A 15,934-nucleotide genomic window follows, 5' to 3' on the forward strand; every position below is an offset into this window, starting at 1 on the left:
AGTGCCTCCTCCTTTTTTGTTAGATTGTATATTTAATTTTTTGTTTTTCTTCGTGACGCTCAATCGCTAAACGAATTAGCTCTTCAATTAATTCCGGATACGGTAATCCAGTATGTTGCCATAGTAGAGGGAACATACTAAACGGCGTAAATCCTGGCATCGTATTCACTTCGTTAATATATACTTCTCCGTCTTTTGTTAAGAAGAAATCAGCTCTTGTTAAGCCAGCACTATCTAAAGATTGGAATGCAATAATCGCATCTCGCTTAATGACATTAGACTCTTCTTCTGTCATTTCAGCTGGAATAATTAACGCTGTATCGCCATCGATATATTTCGACTTATAATCATAGAAGTCTTTTTTCGGTACGATTTCACCTACAACTGAACATTTCGGTTCATCATTACCTAGTACACCAACTTCTACTTCACGTCCAACAATATTTTCTTCTACAATAATTTTACGGTCAAATTGGAACGCCTCTTCAAATGCATTCTCAAGTTCTTCACGATTTTTACACTTATTAATACCAACACTTGAACCAAGGTTTGCTGGTTTTACGAAGCAAGGATATCCTAATACTTCTTCTACTTTTTCATATGCTGTTTCACGATTTTTTTCCCATACGCTACGAATAAATGATGCATATTTTGCTTGTTTTAATCCAGCTTCTGCAAAGATGTTTTTCATAACAACTTTATCCATACCAGCAGCAGATGCTAGAACACCATTTCCTACATAAGGAATGTTCATTAATTCTAATAATCCTTGAACCGTTCCATCTTCACCATTTGGTCCATGTAATAATGGAAAAATAACGTCGATAGCATTTTCCTCAGAAGCTGCAGATGGAATGATTTCTGTGCTTAATGATAACGGAGAAATCGCATTTTCTGCACCGCTCATTTTTAGAACTTCAACATCTGTTACTTCACCTTCGATACGCTCACCGCGCACCCATTGACCTTGTTCTGTAATATAAATTGGATGAATCTCGAATTTATCTTGATTTAATGCTTTAATAGCAGCAAGAGCCGTTTGTAGCGAAACTTGATGCTCAGCTGATTTTCCACCATATAATAAACCTAATTTAATTTTTGTCACTGAAATCACCCTAACCAATTGTTTTCATTTTTCTATTTTAGCACTTTTTATAAAAATAGGTAGTTCCTATTTGAAATAAAATGTAACTTCCACAAATAAATAAATGACTCCACTTATTGGTTTTCTATACTTTTTCCACTTAACTTTCTTCATAAATATATAAAATTGCACCCCACTCTAGTTATGTACCTAGAATATGTAGAAATCCCCTTTTTGTGTATGTCATCTACTCATTAAGAAGATTGTTTGGTCATTGTGCCTTTTTGCCTTTCTTCAACGAGATGATCTAAAGAAACATATACAATACCTGCAACTACACATCCTACAGCTAAAATTGTAAATAGAAAGTGGCCAAGTAATCGATCCAATAAAAAACCTCCAAGAAGCGGACCGAATGCACCTCCTGTAATCCACTGCAAACTTGCAGCTCCCATATAAGTCCCTCTCAAGTGCTCAGGGGCCAAATTCGCTACAAACGTCATCTGTACAGGCGACATAATCATCTCACCTAACGTATATATGGCATAAACGAACAACAACGTTATTAAAATAATCGTAGCATTTGCATCGAATTCTCCAAACCACTTCGGTAACCATCCTATAAAGAACAAACCAATCCCGAACAAACATGCGCCATATAACATCGTCTTTCCGACAGGTTTATCTGTGGCCCATTTTGAAATTTGAAATTGGAACAACACAACTAATAGTCCATTTAAAGCCATTAAATATGGGTATGGATTGTTAATCCCAAAAATGCCTTTCATTTCATTATCAAAGTGCAGCGGCAACATGCCTTCTGTTTGAGAAAATCCCATCGAAATAATGATACCTGCTAACAAATAAATCATTAGTGCCTTATCTCTCATTACAATTTTCCAAACCGCCCCTGATTCCTTTTCTTTATTCTCTTCTTTATTCGCGCTCTTTGGCATTGTCTCTTGAATAAGAATGAATACAAGTAATGCATAAAATAACATCGTAGACGAGGCAATAATAAACACAAGGTTCTTCGACAACATAACTACTGAAGCGCCCATTATCGGGCCAATTGCAGCACCTATATTGTGCCCCATTCGTAATAAACCGTATGCTTCTGTTCTTTTTTCTGGCGTTGTTACATCCGCAACCATCGCTGATGCAGCTGGATGAAATAGCGAATTACTTAACCCTAAAAAAATAGATAAAATCGCATACGGAATAAATCCTTCTATAAATAAAAAACCGAGCATTAACACCGCATTACTCGTCATCGAAAATATCATAATCGGCTTTCTTCCATATATATCAGCAATTCTTCCCCCTATAATTGATCCAAAGCTTGCTGCAATTGGAGAAAGCGCCATAATCACTCCGACCTGCAATAACGAATCTACCTTATCTTTTAAATATAATGCAAAAAAAGGCATCAACATCATCATCGCAATTCCATTTAACGTCTCTCCAATAAATCGAATCCATACGTTACGGTCCATCTCCCTTAACTCACGCCACGTATTTTTCATCATTTCACCCCTTTCGTTCGCCAACAATTATCTTATAACTAATTCAGAAAAATGTAAATTTTCAAAATAAAAAATCCATCCTAACAGAATTAGAATGGATTTTTCGACTTATAAATTTGCTGCATCTTCTTCGTCTTTACTATTATTTAACGCACTATGTTTTCGGCTATATAAGAAGTAAACCGCAATACCGATAACCATCCATACCCCAAAACTAATCCAAGCAGTCCCGGATAACTGAAGCATTAAGTATAAACAAAAAATCACCGTTAATGCTGGTAAAAATGGTACAAGCGGCGCCTTAAATGCCCTTGGTAAATCAGGATGAGTTCTTCTCATTACAATAACAGCAACAGCTACAAGTGCAAAGGCTGACAAAGTCCCCATATTTACAAGATGCGCTAACACATTTAAATCTATTAATCCTGAAATAAGTGCTGCAATAATTCCTGTTGTCCATGTATTTAAAAATGGTGTTTTAAATTTCGGATGGACTTTAGCAAGGCGCTTCGGCAATAATCCATCTCTACTCATTGCATACGAAACACGTACTTGCCCATACATCATAACTAACATTACTGTTGTGATTCCCGTAATTGCCCCTACTGAAATTACTCCAGCTAAACTATCTTGTCCAATAAATTGAAGTGCAAAAGCAACTGGATCTGATATATTCAACTGTCCGTATGGAACAATTCCTGTCAAAATAAGTGAAACGACAATATAAAGAACCGTACAAATTAATAAAGATGCAATAATGCCAATTGGTAAATCACGTTGTGGACGTTTCACTTCCTCTGCAGCTGTTGAAACTGCATCAAATCCTATGAATGCAAAGAACACCGTAGCAGCTCCAGCCATTACACCATCTAAGCCAAACGGCATAAAAGGTGTCCAATTTTCAGGTTTTACATAATTAAAACCAGCAAAGATAAAAATAAGAACAACCGCTAATTTAATAAACACCATAATGTTATTTATTCGTGCACTTTCACGAACACCTCTAGATAAAAGAACTGTCATAATTAAAATAATTAAAACTGCAGGTAAATCAATTATTCCACCCTTCCCTGTACCAGGTGCTGAGGAGAGAATAGTCGGAATATGAATCCCAAATCCCTTTAATAAAGATTGAAAATAAGCGGACCAACCGTTTGCTACAGCAGATGTAGCGAGTAAATATTCAAGCATTAAGTCCCATCCAATTAAAAATGCGAATACCTCTCCCATCGTCGCATATGTGTACGTATACACACTGCCTGAGACGGGAACTGAAGAAGCGAATTCAGCATAACAAAATGCAGCAAAGGCACAGGCTAACGCGGCTATCGCAAATGATAATATAATAGCTGGTCCAGAGTGTTTTGCTGCCACCACGCCCGTTAGAACAAAAATACCTGTTCCAACAATTGCCCCGATTCCAAGCATAGTTAAATCCAATGCGCCCAATGTTCTTGCTAATGTCTTTTGCTTACTCTCTTGCATTAACTTTGCAATAGGCTTCTTTTGAAAAATTTGCTTCATAGCATGCTCCTCCAAGTTTTAAATTTTCTGAAAATTTTTAATTCGCTTTTTTATTTTACTCATAGCACTTTTCCTAGTCAATACTTTTGTCGAAATAAGTAGAAATTCTTCTGAATATGTCCTATCCTTATCCTTCTTTCTATATATCTTTCTATAACTTTTTTTGGTATTATTATACATGTCGATTCCATAAAAGAGGCACGCTCACTAAGTGAGCATGCCTCTTTTTACTTATTTCACAGTATGTGAACCTTCTTCAATCCAGCTATACATATATTTTTCATCTTCCGTCTCATGTGCTTGTTTTACAATACGAAGCGGACGGAATGTATCTATCATAACAGCTAATTCAAGCGTTTCTTTCTTCCCTATACTCGCCTCTGTTTTCCCAGGGTGCGGCCCATGAGGAATTCCGCTCGGATGAAGTGTAATAGAACCTTCTTCCACACCTTTCCGGCTCATAAAGTTTCCTTCTACATAGTACAGTACTTCATCACTATTCACGTTACTATGATAATATGGTGCCGGAATAGATTCTGGATGATAGTCGTATAAACGTGGTACGAAAGAGCAAATAACGAAATTGTGACCTTCAAACGTTTGATGTACTGGAGGTGGCTGATGAATACGGCCTGTGATCGGTTCAAAGTCCTCTACATTAAAGACCCACGGATATAAATAGCCATCCCATCCAACAACATCTAACGGATGGTGCCCTAAAACATGTTTATGCATATACCCTCGCGACTTTGTCATTACGACAAACTCACCTTTTTCATCATACGTCTCTAATTTTTCAGGACCACGAATATCCCTCTCACAAAACGGACTATGCTCTAACAATTGTCCGTATTCATTGCGGTAGCGACGCGGCGTTGTAATTTGACTATTTGCCTCTACAACAAGAAACTTAGTCTCTCCTTCATCTGGAATAACACGATAGATTGTGCCAATTGGAATCGTTACATAATCACCTTTTCGATAGTGAATCGTTCCAAACATCGTTTCAATTTTCCCTGTTCCGTAATGAACAAATAACATTTCATCTCCATCGCCATTACGGTAGAAATAGTCCATTTTTTCTGTTGGAGTCACTACTCCAATTAATAAATCCTCATTCCCAAGCATAAAGTTTCTTCCACTTACTGCATCACCAGTTTTTTTATTTTCTTTCGTGCGAAAATGACGGTGAGCAAGAGCTACATCTTCTTCATACTGCAACTGACAGGAATGTGATACTGCCGAATGCGATACTTCCGTTGGCATATAATGATGATACAAAATAGACTGCGTACCAGAAAAGCCTTTCGTTCCCATTACCTGTTCACGATAAAGCGATCCATCCTTTTTACGGAATTGTACATGTCGTTTATGAGGTAGCTCCCCCATGTGACGATAAAACATGCCCATCACCTGCTTCCATTTCTTTTTTGACCGTATTACGTAACGTACCTAAACCAGTAATCGTAAGTTCTACAACATCTCCATCTTGCAGCCACTCTTCCGTACCCAGTTCTAAAATACAACCTGTTCCTACTGTCCCAGAACCAATCACATCGCCTGGATATAAAGTAACGTCTTCTGAAGCACGTTCAATCATTTCAGCAAATGTATAGTAAATATCTTGGAAGTTCCCCTTTGATAATAGCTTTCCATTTACATGAGCAGTCATTTCTAACTCATAGCGGTCACCGTTACGATACACAGCTAGTTCCTCTTTCGTAACAAGGTGCGCTCCTAATGAAGTTGCAAAATCTTTTCCTTTTGCTGGACCGAGTCCTACCTTCATTTCTGTTGCTTGTAAGTCCCTTGCACTCCAGTCATTCATAATACAATAACCAAAAATGTATTCTTCTGCTTGCTCACGAGAAATATTTCTTCCTTCTTTCCCGATTACGCAAGCAATCTCTAACTCATAATCAAGTTTTTTAGATTTCTTCGGACCGATTACAAAATCATCAGGACCAATTACAGCACGATGGTTCGTAAAATAAAAAACCGGGAAATCGTACCATTCAGGTACAACATCTAGCCCTCTTCGGCCACGAGCCGTTTTTACGTGCTGTTCAAACGCGTAAAAATCCCGAATACTACTCGGATTAGGAATTGCCGCCGCTAATTGTACTTCCTCTAAGGAATATACACCCTTTTCCGGATTCTTAATCTTACGCAATACTTCTACATACTCATCCGCTTTCTCTAAAAAGGCGAACATAGAAGAAGGTAATTTCCCATCACTAGCAAGATTCATATCAATTACTTTGTCACCTTCAAGCCATCCAGCTCGCATTTCTTTTGAAGGAAGACGAAATGTAACAAATTTCATCATGATTCCTCCCTATGAAAATGAAATTTCCACCAACAAAATAATTTTTGCTGGTGGATATAAATTTTATAAATTTCCGCGACGCTCTTGTTCTCTTTCAATTGATTCGAATAATGCTTTAAAGTTCCCTTCTCCAAATCCGCGAGAACCTTTACGTTGAATGATCTCAATAAATAAAGTTGGACGATCTACAATTGGTTTCGTAAAGATTTGTAGTAAGTAGCCTTCCTCATCACGATCTACTAAAATCTTTAATTCTTTTAACCTATCAATTTCCTCATCAATTTTTCCAACTCGTGCACTTAACTCATCATAATAAGTATCGGGTGTATCTAAAAACTCCACGCCATTTGCACGAAGCGCTTCCACTGTTTTAACGATATCGCTTGTTAGTAAAGCAAGATGTTGTACACCTGCTCCATTATAGAATTCTAGATATTCTTGAATTTGTGATTTTCGCTTTCCATCTGCCGGTTCGTTAATAGGGAACTTAATACGACTTCCATTCGTCATTACTTTTGACATTAACGCCGAGTACTCTGTACTAATGTCGTCATCATCAAAATGGATCATTTGTTTAAAGCCCATAACGTTCTCATAATAACTAACCCACTCTTCCATTTTTTCAACATTACCAACTACGTGGTCTACAGCAATTAACCCTGACTCTTCAAATGGAATATTAAACTCGACCTTTTGGAATCCTGGCATAAATGTTCCTTTATAATTTTTACGCTCTACAAGCGTGTGAATTGTATCACCATACGTACCAATAACTGCTTTTTTCAATGTACCGTCCTCGTCCGTTAACTCTACAGGCGGAGCAATTGCGACGGCACCACGTTTTACTGCTTCCGAGTATGCTTTATCAACATCATCAACAAGTAATGCCACGTCTTTCACACCATCACCATGAGTCTTTACAAACTCTGCGATACGATTGTCGCTACTTAAAGCTCCAGACACAACAAAACGCATATTTTTTTGCACAAGAACATAAGATACCTTTTCACGGTTACCAGTTTCTAATCCAGAGTAAGCCACAATTTTGAATCCGAATGCTCTCGCAAGATAATAACTTGATTGCTTTGCATTCCCTACGTAAAATTCCAAATGATCTACATCACGTACTGGAAAAAAGTCCTCCATTTGTGCAGCTAGCGTATCCATAGATTTTTGTTTCATAAAATCCTCATCCCCCTGTAAATAGATTAAATGGTCCATACTTAAAACCAACCGAAAACGCTTCCAACATCGATTAATAGAAATTAGTTAGCAAGCTAACAAATTCTGACCTTTAAAATTTTCTATCTTTTCTGTCAAATTCCTCTTTTTTTCTTACATATAAAATTCGACTTTTTTCTCTTTAAAATAAAGTGAAACTTTAATCAATGAAGTTTTACGAGATAAAGGAAGACTGTTAATACTTGAAGGAATATATAGAAGAAAAACAAAAAAGACCCCAACATATTAACTACTTACTAATATGCTAGAGTCTTTATTTTTTTTGAATGATTGTATTTATATGTCTCATACTAATACATTTGCAAGGAATAGAATAAATGATGTTAATACTACCGCTCCACCTAATGATCCTAATAAATCTGTTTTTGTTACTTGTAACACTTGTTCACTGTTCATATTCCTCATTCTCCTTTCATTTTGTGAGATTTAAAATTTTTATTATACTAATACGCTTGATAGAAATACGATTAACGCTGTTAATACTACTGCTCCACTTGCTGATCCTACGAAGTCACCTTTTGTTACTTGTAATACTTGCTCTTTCATTTTGCATTCTCCTCTCTTTTTCTTTTATTACAAAACTTCTATTATACTAATACGCTTGATAGAAATACGATTAACGCTGTTAATACTACTGCTCCACTTGCTGATCCTACGAAGTCACCTTTTGTTACTTGTAATACTTGCTCTTTCATTTTGCATTCTCCTCTCTTTTTCTTTTATTACAAAACTTTTATTATACTAATACGCTTGATAGAAATACGATTAACGCTGTTAATACTACTGCTCCACTTGCTGATCCTACGAAGTCACCTTTTGTTACTTGTAATACTTGCTCTTTCATATCTTTCATTCTCCCTTCTATTTTCTTTTGTCACAAAACTTTTATTATACTAATACGCTTGATAGAAATACGATTAATGCTGTTAATACTACTGCTCCACTTGCTGATCCTACGAAGTCACCTTTTGTTACTTGTAATACTTGCTCTTTCATTTTATGTATCCTCCTTTTTAATAAGTTATCTATATGTAATTTCTAAGAAATGTTTATTTCATAGTTTTTATGTTAGCGTTACATTAAATTTAATAACGTAACGTTTGTAACATTAATGTAACATAACTATTATTACGTTGCAATATAATTACGTAAATTTTATTACACTTTTTTTACGTTTTTTTATAAACACCCTCAAAAACCTTGTTTTAATGCACTTTCTACTAAGTTCACGTTTGTAACATTCGTGTAATATTACAGTCATAAAACGAAATATAATCATTTCTCTCCCTACTTTTGTTACAAATCAAAGTAAAACTCTAATAAATGACAGTGAACCTATTGAAACTTTACTGACAGTTAATACGGGATAAAACACCATCTTTCCAAGATAAGTTTATATGTTTCCTCTATATAACTATGTATAATAAAAACAAAGAGGTGGTCATTTTGAAATTAATCGCATTAGATATGGATGGTACGCTACTATCATCTAATCTCGAAATCTCCAAAGAGAACTTACAAGCAATCCAAACTGCAAAAGAAGCCGGTCATATCGTAATGATTTGTTCTGGCCGTGCAAAAGAGGATGCTTTGAAATTATTGGAAGAATATAAACTATCTCTTCCAGTTGGAGCGAGCAATGGGGCAATTGTTTATGTGGATGGAAAAGTAATTAACTCGCGTTGTTTACAAAATGATAAAGTATACAAGCTTGCAAAATTACTAGAATCTGAAGGTTTTCCTTATAAGCTATATACGAATAAAGGAGTTTATTCTCCATATACATGGCAAAATCAAGTCATGCAAGCGTTCGAAGAAAACAAGCATGCACTAGATGTTACACTTGAGGAACTCGAAAGAATTACAGAAAAACAAAAGAAATCAAACTTAATTACTGATTTCCAAAAAATCGAAGATGTTGTAAATAATCCAGAACTAGAAATATCTAAATTCTTTATTTTGACATTTAATGCAGAGCATCGCGCACAGCTATTAAGTATGTTACAAGAAGACACTGATATTATGGTTACAGCATCTGCTCCTACTAACTTAGAAATTATGGATAAGAATGGGCATAAAGGGAATGGGCTGAAACAAATGGCAGCCCACTTTAATATACCAATTGAAGATACAGTTGCTATCGGTGACAATTTTAACGATGTACCCATGTTAGAAGTAGCTGGTTTATCAGTTGCAATGGGAAATGCTGAAGAAGATGTAAAAAAACTATGTGATGTTGTGACATTAACAAACAATGAACATGGTGTTGCTCATGCAATCGAGCAATTTGTATTGAAACAAACTTCATCTAGTAAATAAAGTGAAACTTTAATCAGAGGGGGGGCCTCTGATTATTAGTTGAACCAATCGGGCTTTTACAGGCAGTTAATGCGGGGTAAAAAAGGGACTCTTTCAACTTCTGAAAGAGTCCCTCTCTTTTATACATGATGACAAGCAACAAAGTGCTCTTCACCAACATTACGGAATTCTGGTACTGTTTGTTTACAAATATCCGTCGCAAACGGGCAACGTGTATGAAAGCGACAACCCGAAGGTGGATTTGCTGGACTTGGAATGTCACCCTCTAGTATAATTCGCTCTCGCTTCACTGTTGGATCTGGTATTGGCACAGCCGATAACAATGCTTTTGTATACGGATGAAGTGGGTTCGTAAATAACTCATCACGCGGCGCTGTTTCCACAATCGTTCCTAAATACATAATCCCAATTTTCGTACATAAGTGCTCCACTACGCTTAAATCATGTGAAATGAACAAATAAGATAGTCCCTTTTTCTCCTGTAACTCACTAAACAAATTAATGATCTGTGCTTGAATAGATACATCTAGTGCTGCCACAGGTTCGTCAGCTACAATAAATTCTGGATTTAATACCATAGCTCTCGCGATAACGATACGCTGACGTTGCCCACCAGAAAACTCGTGAGGATAACGGTCAATATGATATGGAGCTAGACCGCATAACTCTAATACTTCTGTCACTTTTTCACGAACGTTTTCTTTCGTCGCTAGTCCGTGAGCCAACATCGGCTCGCCAAGCGCTTCTCCAATTCTCATTCTTGGATTTAATGAGCTAAATGGATCTTGGAAGACGAGCTGCATATTAGGACGATGTTTTCTCAATTCCTCTTTTGATAGAGAATGAACATCGTGTCCTTTAAACTTCACTTCCCCCTCCGTTTTTTGGACGAGACGTAAAATTGTTTTTCCTATCGTCGTTTTTCCGCTTCCTGATTCACCAACGAGACCGAACACTTCGCCTTTATTAATAGTAAAGCTTACTCCATCAACTGCTTTTACATGTCCAATTGTTCGACTAAATACGCCACCTTTAATGGGGAAATATGTCTTTAAGTTTTTTACTTCTAATAATGGTTCGCTCATTGTTCCGCACGCTCCTCATATAACCAGCAAGCTACTTTATGATTTTCATCATGTACATTTAGATTCGGTGCTTCTTCTTTACATATTTCCATACAATGCTCACAACGACCGCTAAAGTAGCAAAATTCATCCAAACCGACTAAATTAGGAACTTGCCCTGGAATAGAATATAGTTTATCTATTCGTTTTCCCATCACTGGTTTTGATTTCAACAATCCTTTCGTGTACGGGTGTTTCGGATTTTGGAATATCTCCAGCACTGGTGCTTCTTCAATAACTTTCCCGCCATACATAACGACAACGTAATCAGCCATTTCTGCTACAACGCCTAAATCATGTGTAATTAATAAAATGGATGTTTTAAATTCCTCTTTTATTTGTCTTAATAAGTCTAATATTTGAGCTTGAATCGTAACATCAAGAGCCGTTGTCGGTTCATCAGCAATTAATAACTTTGGATTACAACTAAGTGCAACAGCAATCATAATACGTTGTAACATGCCACCACTTAGTTCGTGCGGATAAGAATGGACGATTTCATCCGCACGAGCTATGCCGACTTTACGAATTAACTCAATTGCTTTCTTATACGCTTCATTTTTACTAAGTAATTCATGCTCTCTTAACGTTTCTACAATTTGTTCACCTACAGTGAAGACAGGATTTAGCGATGTCATCGGTTCTTGAAAAATCATTGCAATATCATTTCCTCGTAAACTACGAAGTTCTTTCTCTTTCATTCCTAAAAGACTTTTTCCTTCATATAAAATATCTCCACCTACTACACTGCCTGATTCAGCAATAAGTCCCATAATAGATAAAGCCGTTACACTTTTCCCGCACCCTGATTCACCTACAACACAAACCGTTTCACCTTCTCGAACTGCAAAGCTAACGTGATTTACAGCCTTTACTGTCCCTTCTTCTGTCTGAAAGTGTGTTTGTAAGTCTTTCAGCTCTACTACCGCTTTATTCATACCTTCTCACCTACCGTCTCATCTTTGGATCTAACGCATCACGAAGTGCATCACCAAGTAAGTTAATTGATACAACTGTTATAAAGATTGCAAAACCAGGCGGAATCCATAACCACGGACGCTTTTGGAAATCAATTAATGAGTTAGCTGCACTAATCATATTCCCCCATGATGGTGTAGGTGGGACGACGCCGAGACCTAAGTAGCTTAGTGCGGACTCCCCTAAAATTGAACCCGCAACACCTAATGTGGATACAACAATTAATATCGGTAAAACATTAGGAATTAAGTGGTATATAATTTTTCGGTAATCTTTTATTCCTAGCACATCAGCAGCTTGCATAAATGCTTGCTCTCTAAGTGATAAAATTTGACCTCTTACAAGACGTGCAAGCCCCGGCCAACCTACTAAACTTAAAATAATCATAATGACATACAGACGATAATCAGACGGTACTTTCCACTCTGATAAAATCGCTCCCATTATAATAAGTAATGGTAATCCTGGCATCGACATTAATATATCGGCAAGACGCATAATAATATTATCAACGATACCACGATAAAAACCTGCGATAGCTCCTAATACAGCTCCTAGTATCACTGATAAAACCATTGATGCTAGGCCAATCGTTAATGAAATTCGTCCCGCTTGCATAAGTCTTGTTAAAATATCTCTTCCTAATTGATCTGTACCGAGCCAATGAGAAAAACTAGGTGGTTTGTTAATTAACGCAACTTGTATTTTCCCTGATGCATATGGTGAAAAGAACGGACCGATAAAACAAAATAAAAACATAAAAATTAGTGCATACAACCCTACGAGCGCCATCTTATTTCTCTTTATCCGTTTAAGAGCTTGTCGCCATGGCGATGATTCATTTTTTCTTCTCTTTTTTTCTTTCTTCTCTGTAATTACTGTAACAGTCTCCATTTCTTTCCCCCCTTACTTCAACCGAATTCGTGGATCAACAACTGCATATACGATATCTGCGAAAAAATTTGAAACGATTGTTAAACAAGAAAGAAACATCGTAAATGCCATCAATACTGTATAATCACGGAAATTTAGTGCTTCCAATTGAATACCGCCAATCCCTGGCCAGTTAAAAATTTGTTCAATAATAATTGCCCCAGAAAACAATCCAGGTAACTCAAACGCAAGCAATGTAATAGCCGGTAAAATGGCATTTTTTAATGCATGCTTATAAATAACAGTCTTCTCTTTTAACCCTTTTGCTCGTGCTGTTCGTATGTAATCTTGTCTTACAACCTCTAACATACTTGTTCTAAAGTAGCGAGTTAATGAGCCCACACCAAGAAGAGTCAAAATAAATACCGGTAAAACCATATGCTTTGCAACTTCTATCACATAAGCGAATCCGGTTGAATTACTACCAACATCAATCATTCCACCTATTGGCAATAACTTAAGATCAACTGCGAACACCTTAATTAAAAACAGACCTATAAAAAATGAAGGAAATGACATTGCTGCAAAGATACCAATTGTTACAAGCTTATCGAATAAAGAATGTTGTTTTGTCGCTGAAAATACACCGATAATAAGTGCAATTAGCCAAATAAAAAACAATGCAATAATTGCTACACTAAAAGAGTTCCAAATAAATTTATTTAATAATGATGTTACAGGTTCTTGATACTGCAACGAAAAACCAAAGTCGCCTTGTAACGCATTACCTAACCAATGAAAATAGCGCTCAACAATTGGCTTATTTAATCCATACAATTCCCGAAGCTCTGCCGCCCTTTGCGGTGTAATCTTAGGATTCGAATCAATATAATCCCCTGGAAGAAGTGCAAACAGGAAGAAAATAACAATTGACGTTCCCAAAAGTGTAGGAATCATTTGTAACAACCTACGAACGATATACGTTTTCACCCTTTTTCTCTCCAATCTTATGCTTAAAATAGAAGAACATTTTTTCGAATCAGCATATTACTAGCCGAATGAAAAAATGTCTTCTACTTATACATTCTTCTCGTTATTTTTCAATAGATAATACTGGCGAGTTCGAACTAATACTGTCATACTTCTCAGGATCAATTCCTTTAATGTTTCCATTGTAAGCTGTGATGATTCTACGATAGTTTAATAAAATTACTGGCGGATCATCACTTAGTTCTTTGTACAGTTCTTTGTAAATTGGTTTACGTTTCTCAATATCTACGGTTTCAATTCCTTTTTTAATTAATGCATCTACTTTTTCATTTTTATAACCTAGGGTATTATCATCACCTTCTGAAGAGTAACCACTTACAGTTTCACTTGGATCTGTTGTAATTGGTGTTGCAACAGAAGCTAAATCATAATCGCCTTTTTTCACTTTTGATAGCATCGTATTAAAATCCATAAATTCAGGATTGAACTCAACACCTAATTCTTTATAGTTCTCTTTTGCGATCGGAATAAATAAATCACCTTCTTTTGCTGAGCTTGCACCATAATACGTTAATTTAAGTTTTTGACCATCTTTTTCACGAATTCCGTCTGAACCAGCTTTCCATCCAGCTTCATCTAATAATTTCTTCGCCTTATCTAAGTTATATTCGTACTTATTAATACCCTCTTCTGTATAAGCCCAAGATGTTGGATGAATTGGAACATTTGCTACTGTACCGTATCCTTTCAAAGCTGTATCTACATATTTTTTACGATCCAATCCATAAATAAGAGCTTGACGAACTTTCTTATCTTTTAAATACGGTTTTTTACTATTCATTCTTATATAACTAAATGAAGCAGCCGTCTCTATTTCAACATTTGCAAACTGTAAACTCTTCACTTGTTCTAGAATTTCATCCCCGTAGCCTACTCCTGTATAATCTATCTCACCTGTTTGGAATAATTGGAATTTTGTATCCGGTGAAGTAATCTTATAAATAAAGTTTGGGATTTTTGGTTTGCCTGCATAATAATTTTCATTTGCTATAAAACGAACTTCTTGTCCTGGGATATACTTTTCAAACTTATATGGCCCCGCAGCTATCGGTTTTCCATATAACTCTTTTAAATAATCTAAACTAGTATTTTGTTTATACTCTTTTCCATAATAAGCTTTCGATAATACTGGACCACCTAAAGCAATTAGCGCTTGTGAGTTAACTTTTTCAGTTGTAATTTTAATTGTTTGTGGATCAACAACTTGAATTCCTTCAATAGACGTCGCTTTTCCTTCTTTATATTCCTTTCCACCTTTAATTGCATATTGTGAAATATCATCGCCGCCTTCATACGCTTTATCATGTAGAAGTGATAATGTAAATGCTACATCCTCAGCGGTTAATGGCGATCCATCACTAAATTTCAAGTCTTTGCGTAAATGAAATGTATATGTTAATTGGTCTGAAGAAACATCCCACTTCTCAGCAAGATCTGGTATAGGTTTTCCTTGTTTATCTGTTGTAACAAGGGAAGCAAAAATAACCGATGTCACATTCCCATCCCAACCGTTCTCTTGAAAGTAAGGTAAGAAAACTCCCCCAGGCTTTGAGATACCAGAAATAAACGTATCTTTTCTATTTTTTGCCTTATCAGGTACTTTCGTTTTATCTGTAGCCGCAATTTTTTCAACTTTTACATTTTTTAAATCCTGCTGTTTTACCGGTTCTGTAGAAGCCGTATCCTCCTGTCCCCCACAAGCAGATAACACAAGTGAACTACTCAGTAATACCGAAAATACACCAGCCCATTTTTTTGTCTTTTTCTTCATTGTCCCCACCCTAACTGTTTAATAGTGATACCCTTTGAACTTATTAGCTTATGTATGCCTCCCACAGCACATTTATAGCCAATCGGAAAAGTCGGTTTTAATCGTAAAAAAATA

17 protein-coding genes are annotated in these 15,934 nt (G+C 36.3%); 1 reads left to right on the forward strand and 16 read right to left on the reverse strand.

The genetic code is table 11. From position 1 onward, the window contains the following. Positions 1–19: 19 nt before the first annotated feature. The 11 genes from ACUN28_RS00275 to ACUN28_RS00325 all read right to left on the reverse strand — a co-directional run bounded on the left by ACUN28_RS00275 (position 20) and on the right by ACUN28_RS00325 (position 8,701). The gene (locus ACUN28_RS00275) at positions 20–1,105 is read right to left on the reverse strand and encodes a D-alanine--D-alanine ligase (RefSeq protein WP_016089593.1); all 1,086 of its coding nucleotides are present in this window, start codon (positions 1,103–1,105) and stop codon (positions 20–22) included. A gap of 233 nt (positions 1,106–1,338) precedes the next feature. Then, positions 1,339–2,610 (reverse strand): MDR family MFS transporter, encoded by a 1,272-nt coding sequence (locus ACUN28_RS00280; protein ID WP_033659611.1) that lies wholly within the window; start codon positions 2,608–2,610, stop codon positions 1,339–1,341. 108 nt (positions 2,611–2,718) lie between these two features. After that, positions 2,719–4,134, reverse strand: a complete 1,416-nt coding sequence (locus tag ACUN28_RS00285; protein WP_016089595.1) for an amino acid permease — start codon at positions 4,132–4,134, stop codon at positions 2,719–2,721. A gap of 231 nt (positions 4,135–4,365) precedes the next feature. After that, positions 4,366–5,538, reverse strand: a complete 1,173-nt coding sequence (locus ACUN28_RS00290) for a homogentisate 1,2-dioxygenase (protein ID WP_000499922.1) — start codon at positions 5,536–5,538, stop codon at positions 4,366–4,368. After that, positions 5,504–6,460: a fumarylacetoacetate hydrolase family protein gene (locus ACUN28_RS00295; RefSeq protein ID WP_016089596.1), complete on the reverse strand. Its 957-nt coding sequence runs from the start codon at positions 6,458–6,460 to the stop codon at positions 5,504–5,506. The genes ACUN28_RS00290 and ACUN28_RS00295 overlap by 35 nt, the downstream gene beginning before the upstream one ends. A 66-nt stretch (positions 6,461–6,526) precedes the next feature. After that, positions 6,527–7,645, reverse strand: coding sequence for a 4-hydroxyphenylpyruvate dioxygenase (hppD, locus tag ACUN28_RS00300; protein WP_016089597.1), 1,119 nt, complete (start codon positions 7,643–7,645; stop codon positions 6,527–6,529). Positions 7,646–7,990: 345 nt separating this feature from the next. After that, positions 7,991–8,101 carry a DUF3948 family protein gene (locus ACUN28_RS00305; RefSeq protein ID WP_001083700.1) on the reverse strand — a complete coding sequence of 37 codons (111 nt, stop codon included), beginning with the start codon at positions 8,099–8,101 and terminating at the stop codon, positions 7,991–7,993. A gap of 42 nt (positions 8,102–8,143) precedes the next feature. After that, entirely contained in the window at positions 8,144–8,251 is a 108-nt protein-coding gene (locus ACUN28_RS00310) for a DUF3948 family protein (protein ID WP_000664237.1), read from the reverse strand. Between the two features lie 41 nt (positions 8,252–8,292). Next, complete coding sequence (locus ACUN28_RS00315) at positions 8,293–8,400, reverse strand: DUF3948 family protein (RefSeq protein ID WP_000664237.1); 108 nt, start codon at positions 8,398–8,400, stop codon at positions 8,293–8,295. A 41-nt stretch (positions 8,401–8,441) separates the two neighbouring features. Further along, positions 8,442–8,558 (reverse strand): DUF3948 family protein, encoded by a 117-nt coding sequence (locus ACUN28_RS00320; RefSeq protein ID WP_000654250.1) that lies wholly within the window; start codon positions 8,556–8,558, stop codon positions 8,442–8,444. Positions 8,559–8,593: 35 nt separating this feature from the next. Continuing rightward, a complete protein-coding gene (locus ACUN28_RS00325) occupies positions 8,594–8,701 on the reverse strand; it encodes a DUF3948 family protein (RefSeq protein ID WP_000664237.1) in 108 nt (35 codons plus the stop codon). Between the two features lie 450 nt (positions 8,702–9,151). On the opposite strand from ACUN28_RS00325, the gene ACUN28_RS00330 reads away from it, so the two are divergent. Beyond that, positions 9,152–10,024, forward strand: a complete 873-nt coding sequence (locus tag ACUN28_RS00330; protein ID WP_016089598.1) for a Cof-type HAD-IIB family hydrolase — start codon at positions 9,152–9,154, stop codon at positions 10,022–10,024. Between the two features lie 119 nt (positions 10,025–10,143). Here the strand turns inward: ACUN28_RS00330 and ACUN28_RS00335 are convergent, their stop codons facing one another. The 5 genes from ACUN28_RS00335 to ACUN28_RS00355 form a co-directional block, all read right to left on the reverse strand. Next, positions 10,144–11,109: an ABC transporter ATP-binding protein gene (locus tag ACUN28_RS00335; RefSeq protein WP_016089599.1), complete on the reverse strand. Its 966-nt coding sequence runs from the start codon at positions 11,107–11,109 to the stop codon at positions 10,144–10,146. Then, on the reverse strand, positions 11,106–12,086 hold the full coding sequence (locus tag ACUN28_RS00340) for an ABC transporter ATP-binding protein (RefSeq protein ID WP_016089600.1): 981 nt from the start codon (positions 12,084–12,086) through the stop codon (positions 11,106–11,108). Before ACUN28_RS00340 ends, ACUN28_RS00335 begins: the two co-directional genes overlap by 4 nt. 10 nt (positions 12,087–12,096) lie before the next feature. Further along, positions 12,097–13,020: an oligopeptide ABC transporter permease gene (opp4C, locus tag ACUN28_RS00345; protein WP_016089601.1), complete on the reverse strand. Its 924-nt coding sequence runs from the start codon at positions 13,018–13,020 to the stop codon at positions 12,097–12,099. Between the two features lie 12 nt (positions 13,021–13,032). Next, the gene (locus ACUN28_RS00350; RefSeq protein ID WP_016089602.1) at positions 13,033–13,989 is read right to left on the reverse strand and encodes an ABC transporter permease; all 957 of its coding nucleotides are present in this window, start codon (positions 13,987–13,989) and stop codon (positions 13,033–13,035) included. Positions 13,990–14,092: 103 nt separating this feature from the next. After that, entirely contained in the window at positions 14,093–15,820 is a 1,728-nt protein-coding gene (locus tag ACUN28_RS00355; protein ID WP_016136990.1) for an ABC transporter substrate-binding protein, read from the reverse strand. Positions 15,821–15,934 lie beyond the last annotated feature (114 nt).

It is taken from the genome of Bacillus sp. WC2507 (assembly GCF_052656125.1).

Excerpts from the sequence above, each read along its gene's own strand:
- ACUN28_RS00280 (WP_033659611.1), bottom strand. The coding sequence starts at position 2,610 with ATGAAAAATACGTGGCGTGAGTTAAGGGAGATGGACCGTAACGTATGG.
- ACUN28_RS00285 (WP_016089595.1), bottom strand. The coding sequence starts at position 4,134 with ATGAAGCAAATTTTTCAAAAGAAGCCTATTGCAAAGTTAATGCAAGAG.
- ACUN28_RS00290 (WP_000499922.1), bottom strand. The coding sequence starts at position 5,538 with ATGTTTTATCGTCACATGGGGGAGCTACCTCATAAACGACATGTACAA.
- ACUN28_RS00295 (WP_016089596.1), bottom strand. The coding sequence starts at position 6,460 with ATGAAATTTGTTACATTTCGTCTTCCTTCAAAAGAAATGCGAGCTGGA.
- hppD (WP_016089597.1), bottom strand. The coding sequence starts at position 7,645 with ATGAAACAAAAATCTATGGATACGCTAGCTGCACAAATGGAGGACTTT.
- ACUN28_RS00305 (WP_001083700.1), bottom strand. The coding sequence starts at position 8,101 with ATGAACAGTGAACAAGTGTTACAAGTAACAAAAACAGATTTATTAGGA.
- ACUN28_RS00310 (WP_000664237.1), bottom strand. The coding sequence starts at position 8,251 with ATGAAAGAGCAAGTATTACAAGTAACAAAAGGTGACTTCGTAGGATCA.
- ACUN28_RS00315 (WP_000664237.1), bottom strand. The coding sequence starts at position 8,400 with ATGAAAGAGCAAGTATTACAAGTAACAAAAGGTGACTTCGTAGGATCA.
- ACUN28_RS00320 (WP_000654250.1), bottom strand. The coding sequence starts at position 8,558 with ATGAAAGATATGAAAGAGCAAGTATTACAAGTAACAAAAGGTGACTTC.
- ACUN28_RS00325 (WP_000664237.1), bottom strand. The coding sequence starts at position 8,701 with ATGAAAGAGCAAGTATTACAAGTAACAAAAGGTGACTTCGTAGGATCA.
- ACUN28_RS00335 (WP_016089599.1), bottom strand. The coding sequence starts at position 11,109 with ATGAGCGAACCATTATTAGAAGTAAAAAACTTAAAGACATATTTCCCC.
- ACUN28_RS00340 (WP_016089600.1), bottom strand. The coding sequence starts at position 12,086 with ATGAATAAAGCGGTAGTAGAGCTGAAAGACTTACAAACACACTTTCAG.
- opp4C (WP_016089601.1), bottom strand. The coding sequence starts at position 13,020 with ATGGAGACTGTTACAGTAATTACAGAGAAGAAAGAAAAAAAGAGAAGA.
- ACUN28_RS00355 (WP_016136990.1), bottom strand. The coding sequence starts at position 15,820 with ATGAAGAAAAAGACAAAAAAATGGGCTGGTGTATTTTCGGTATTACTG.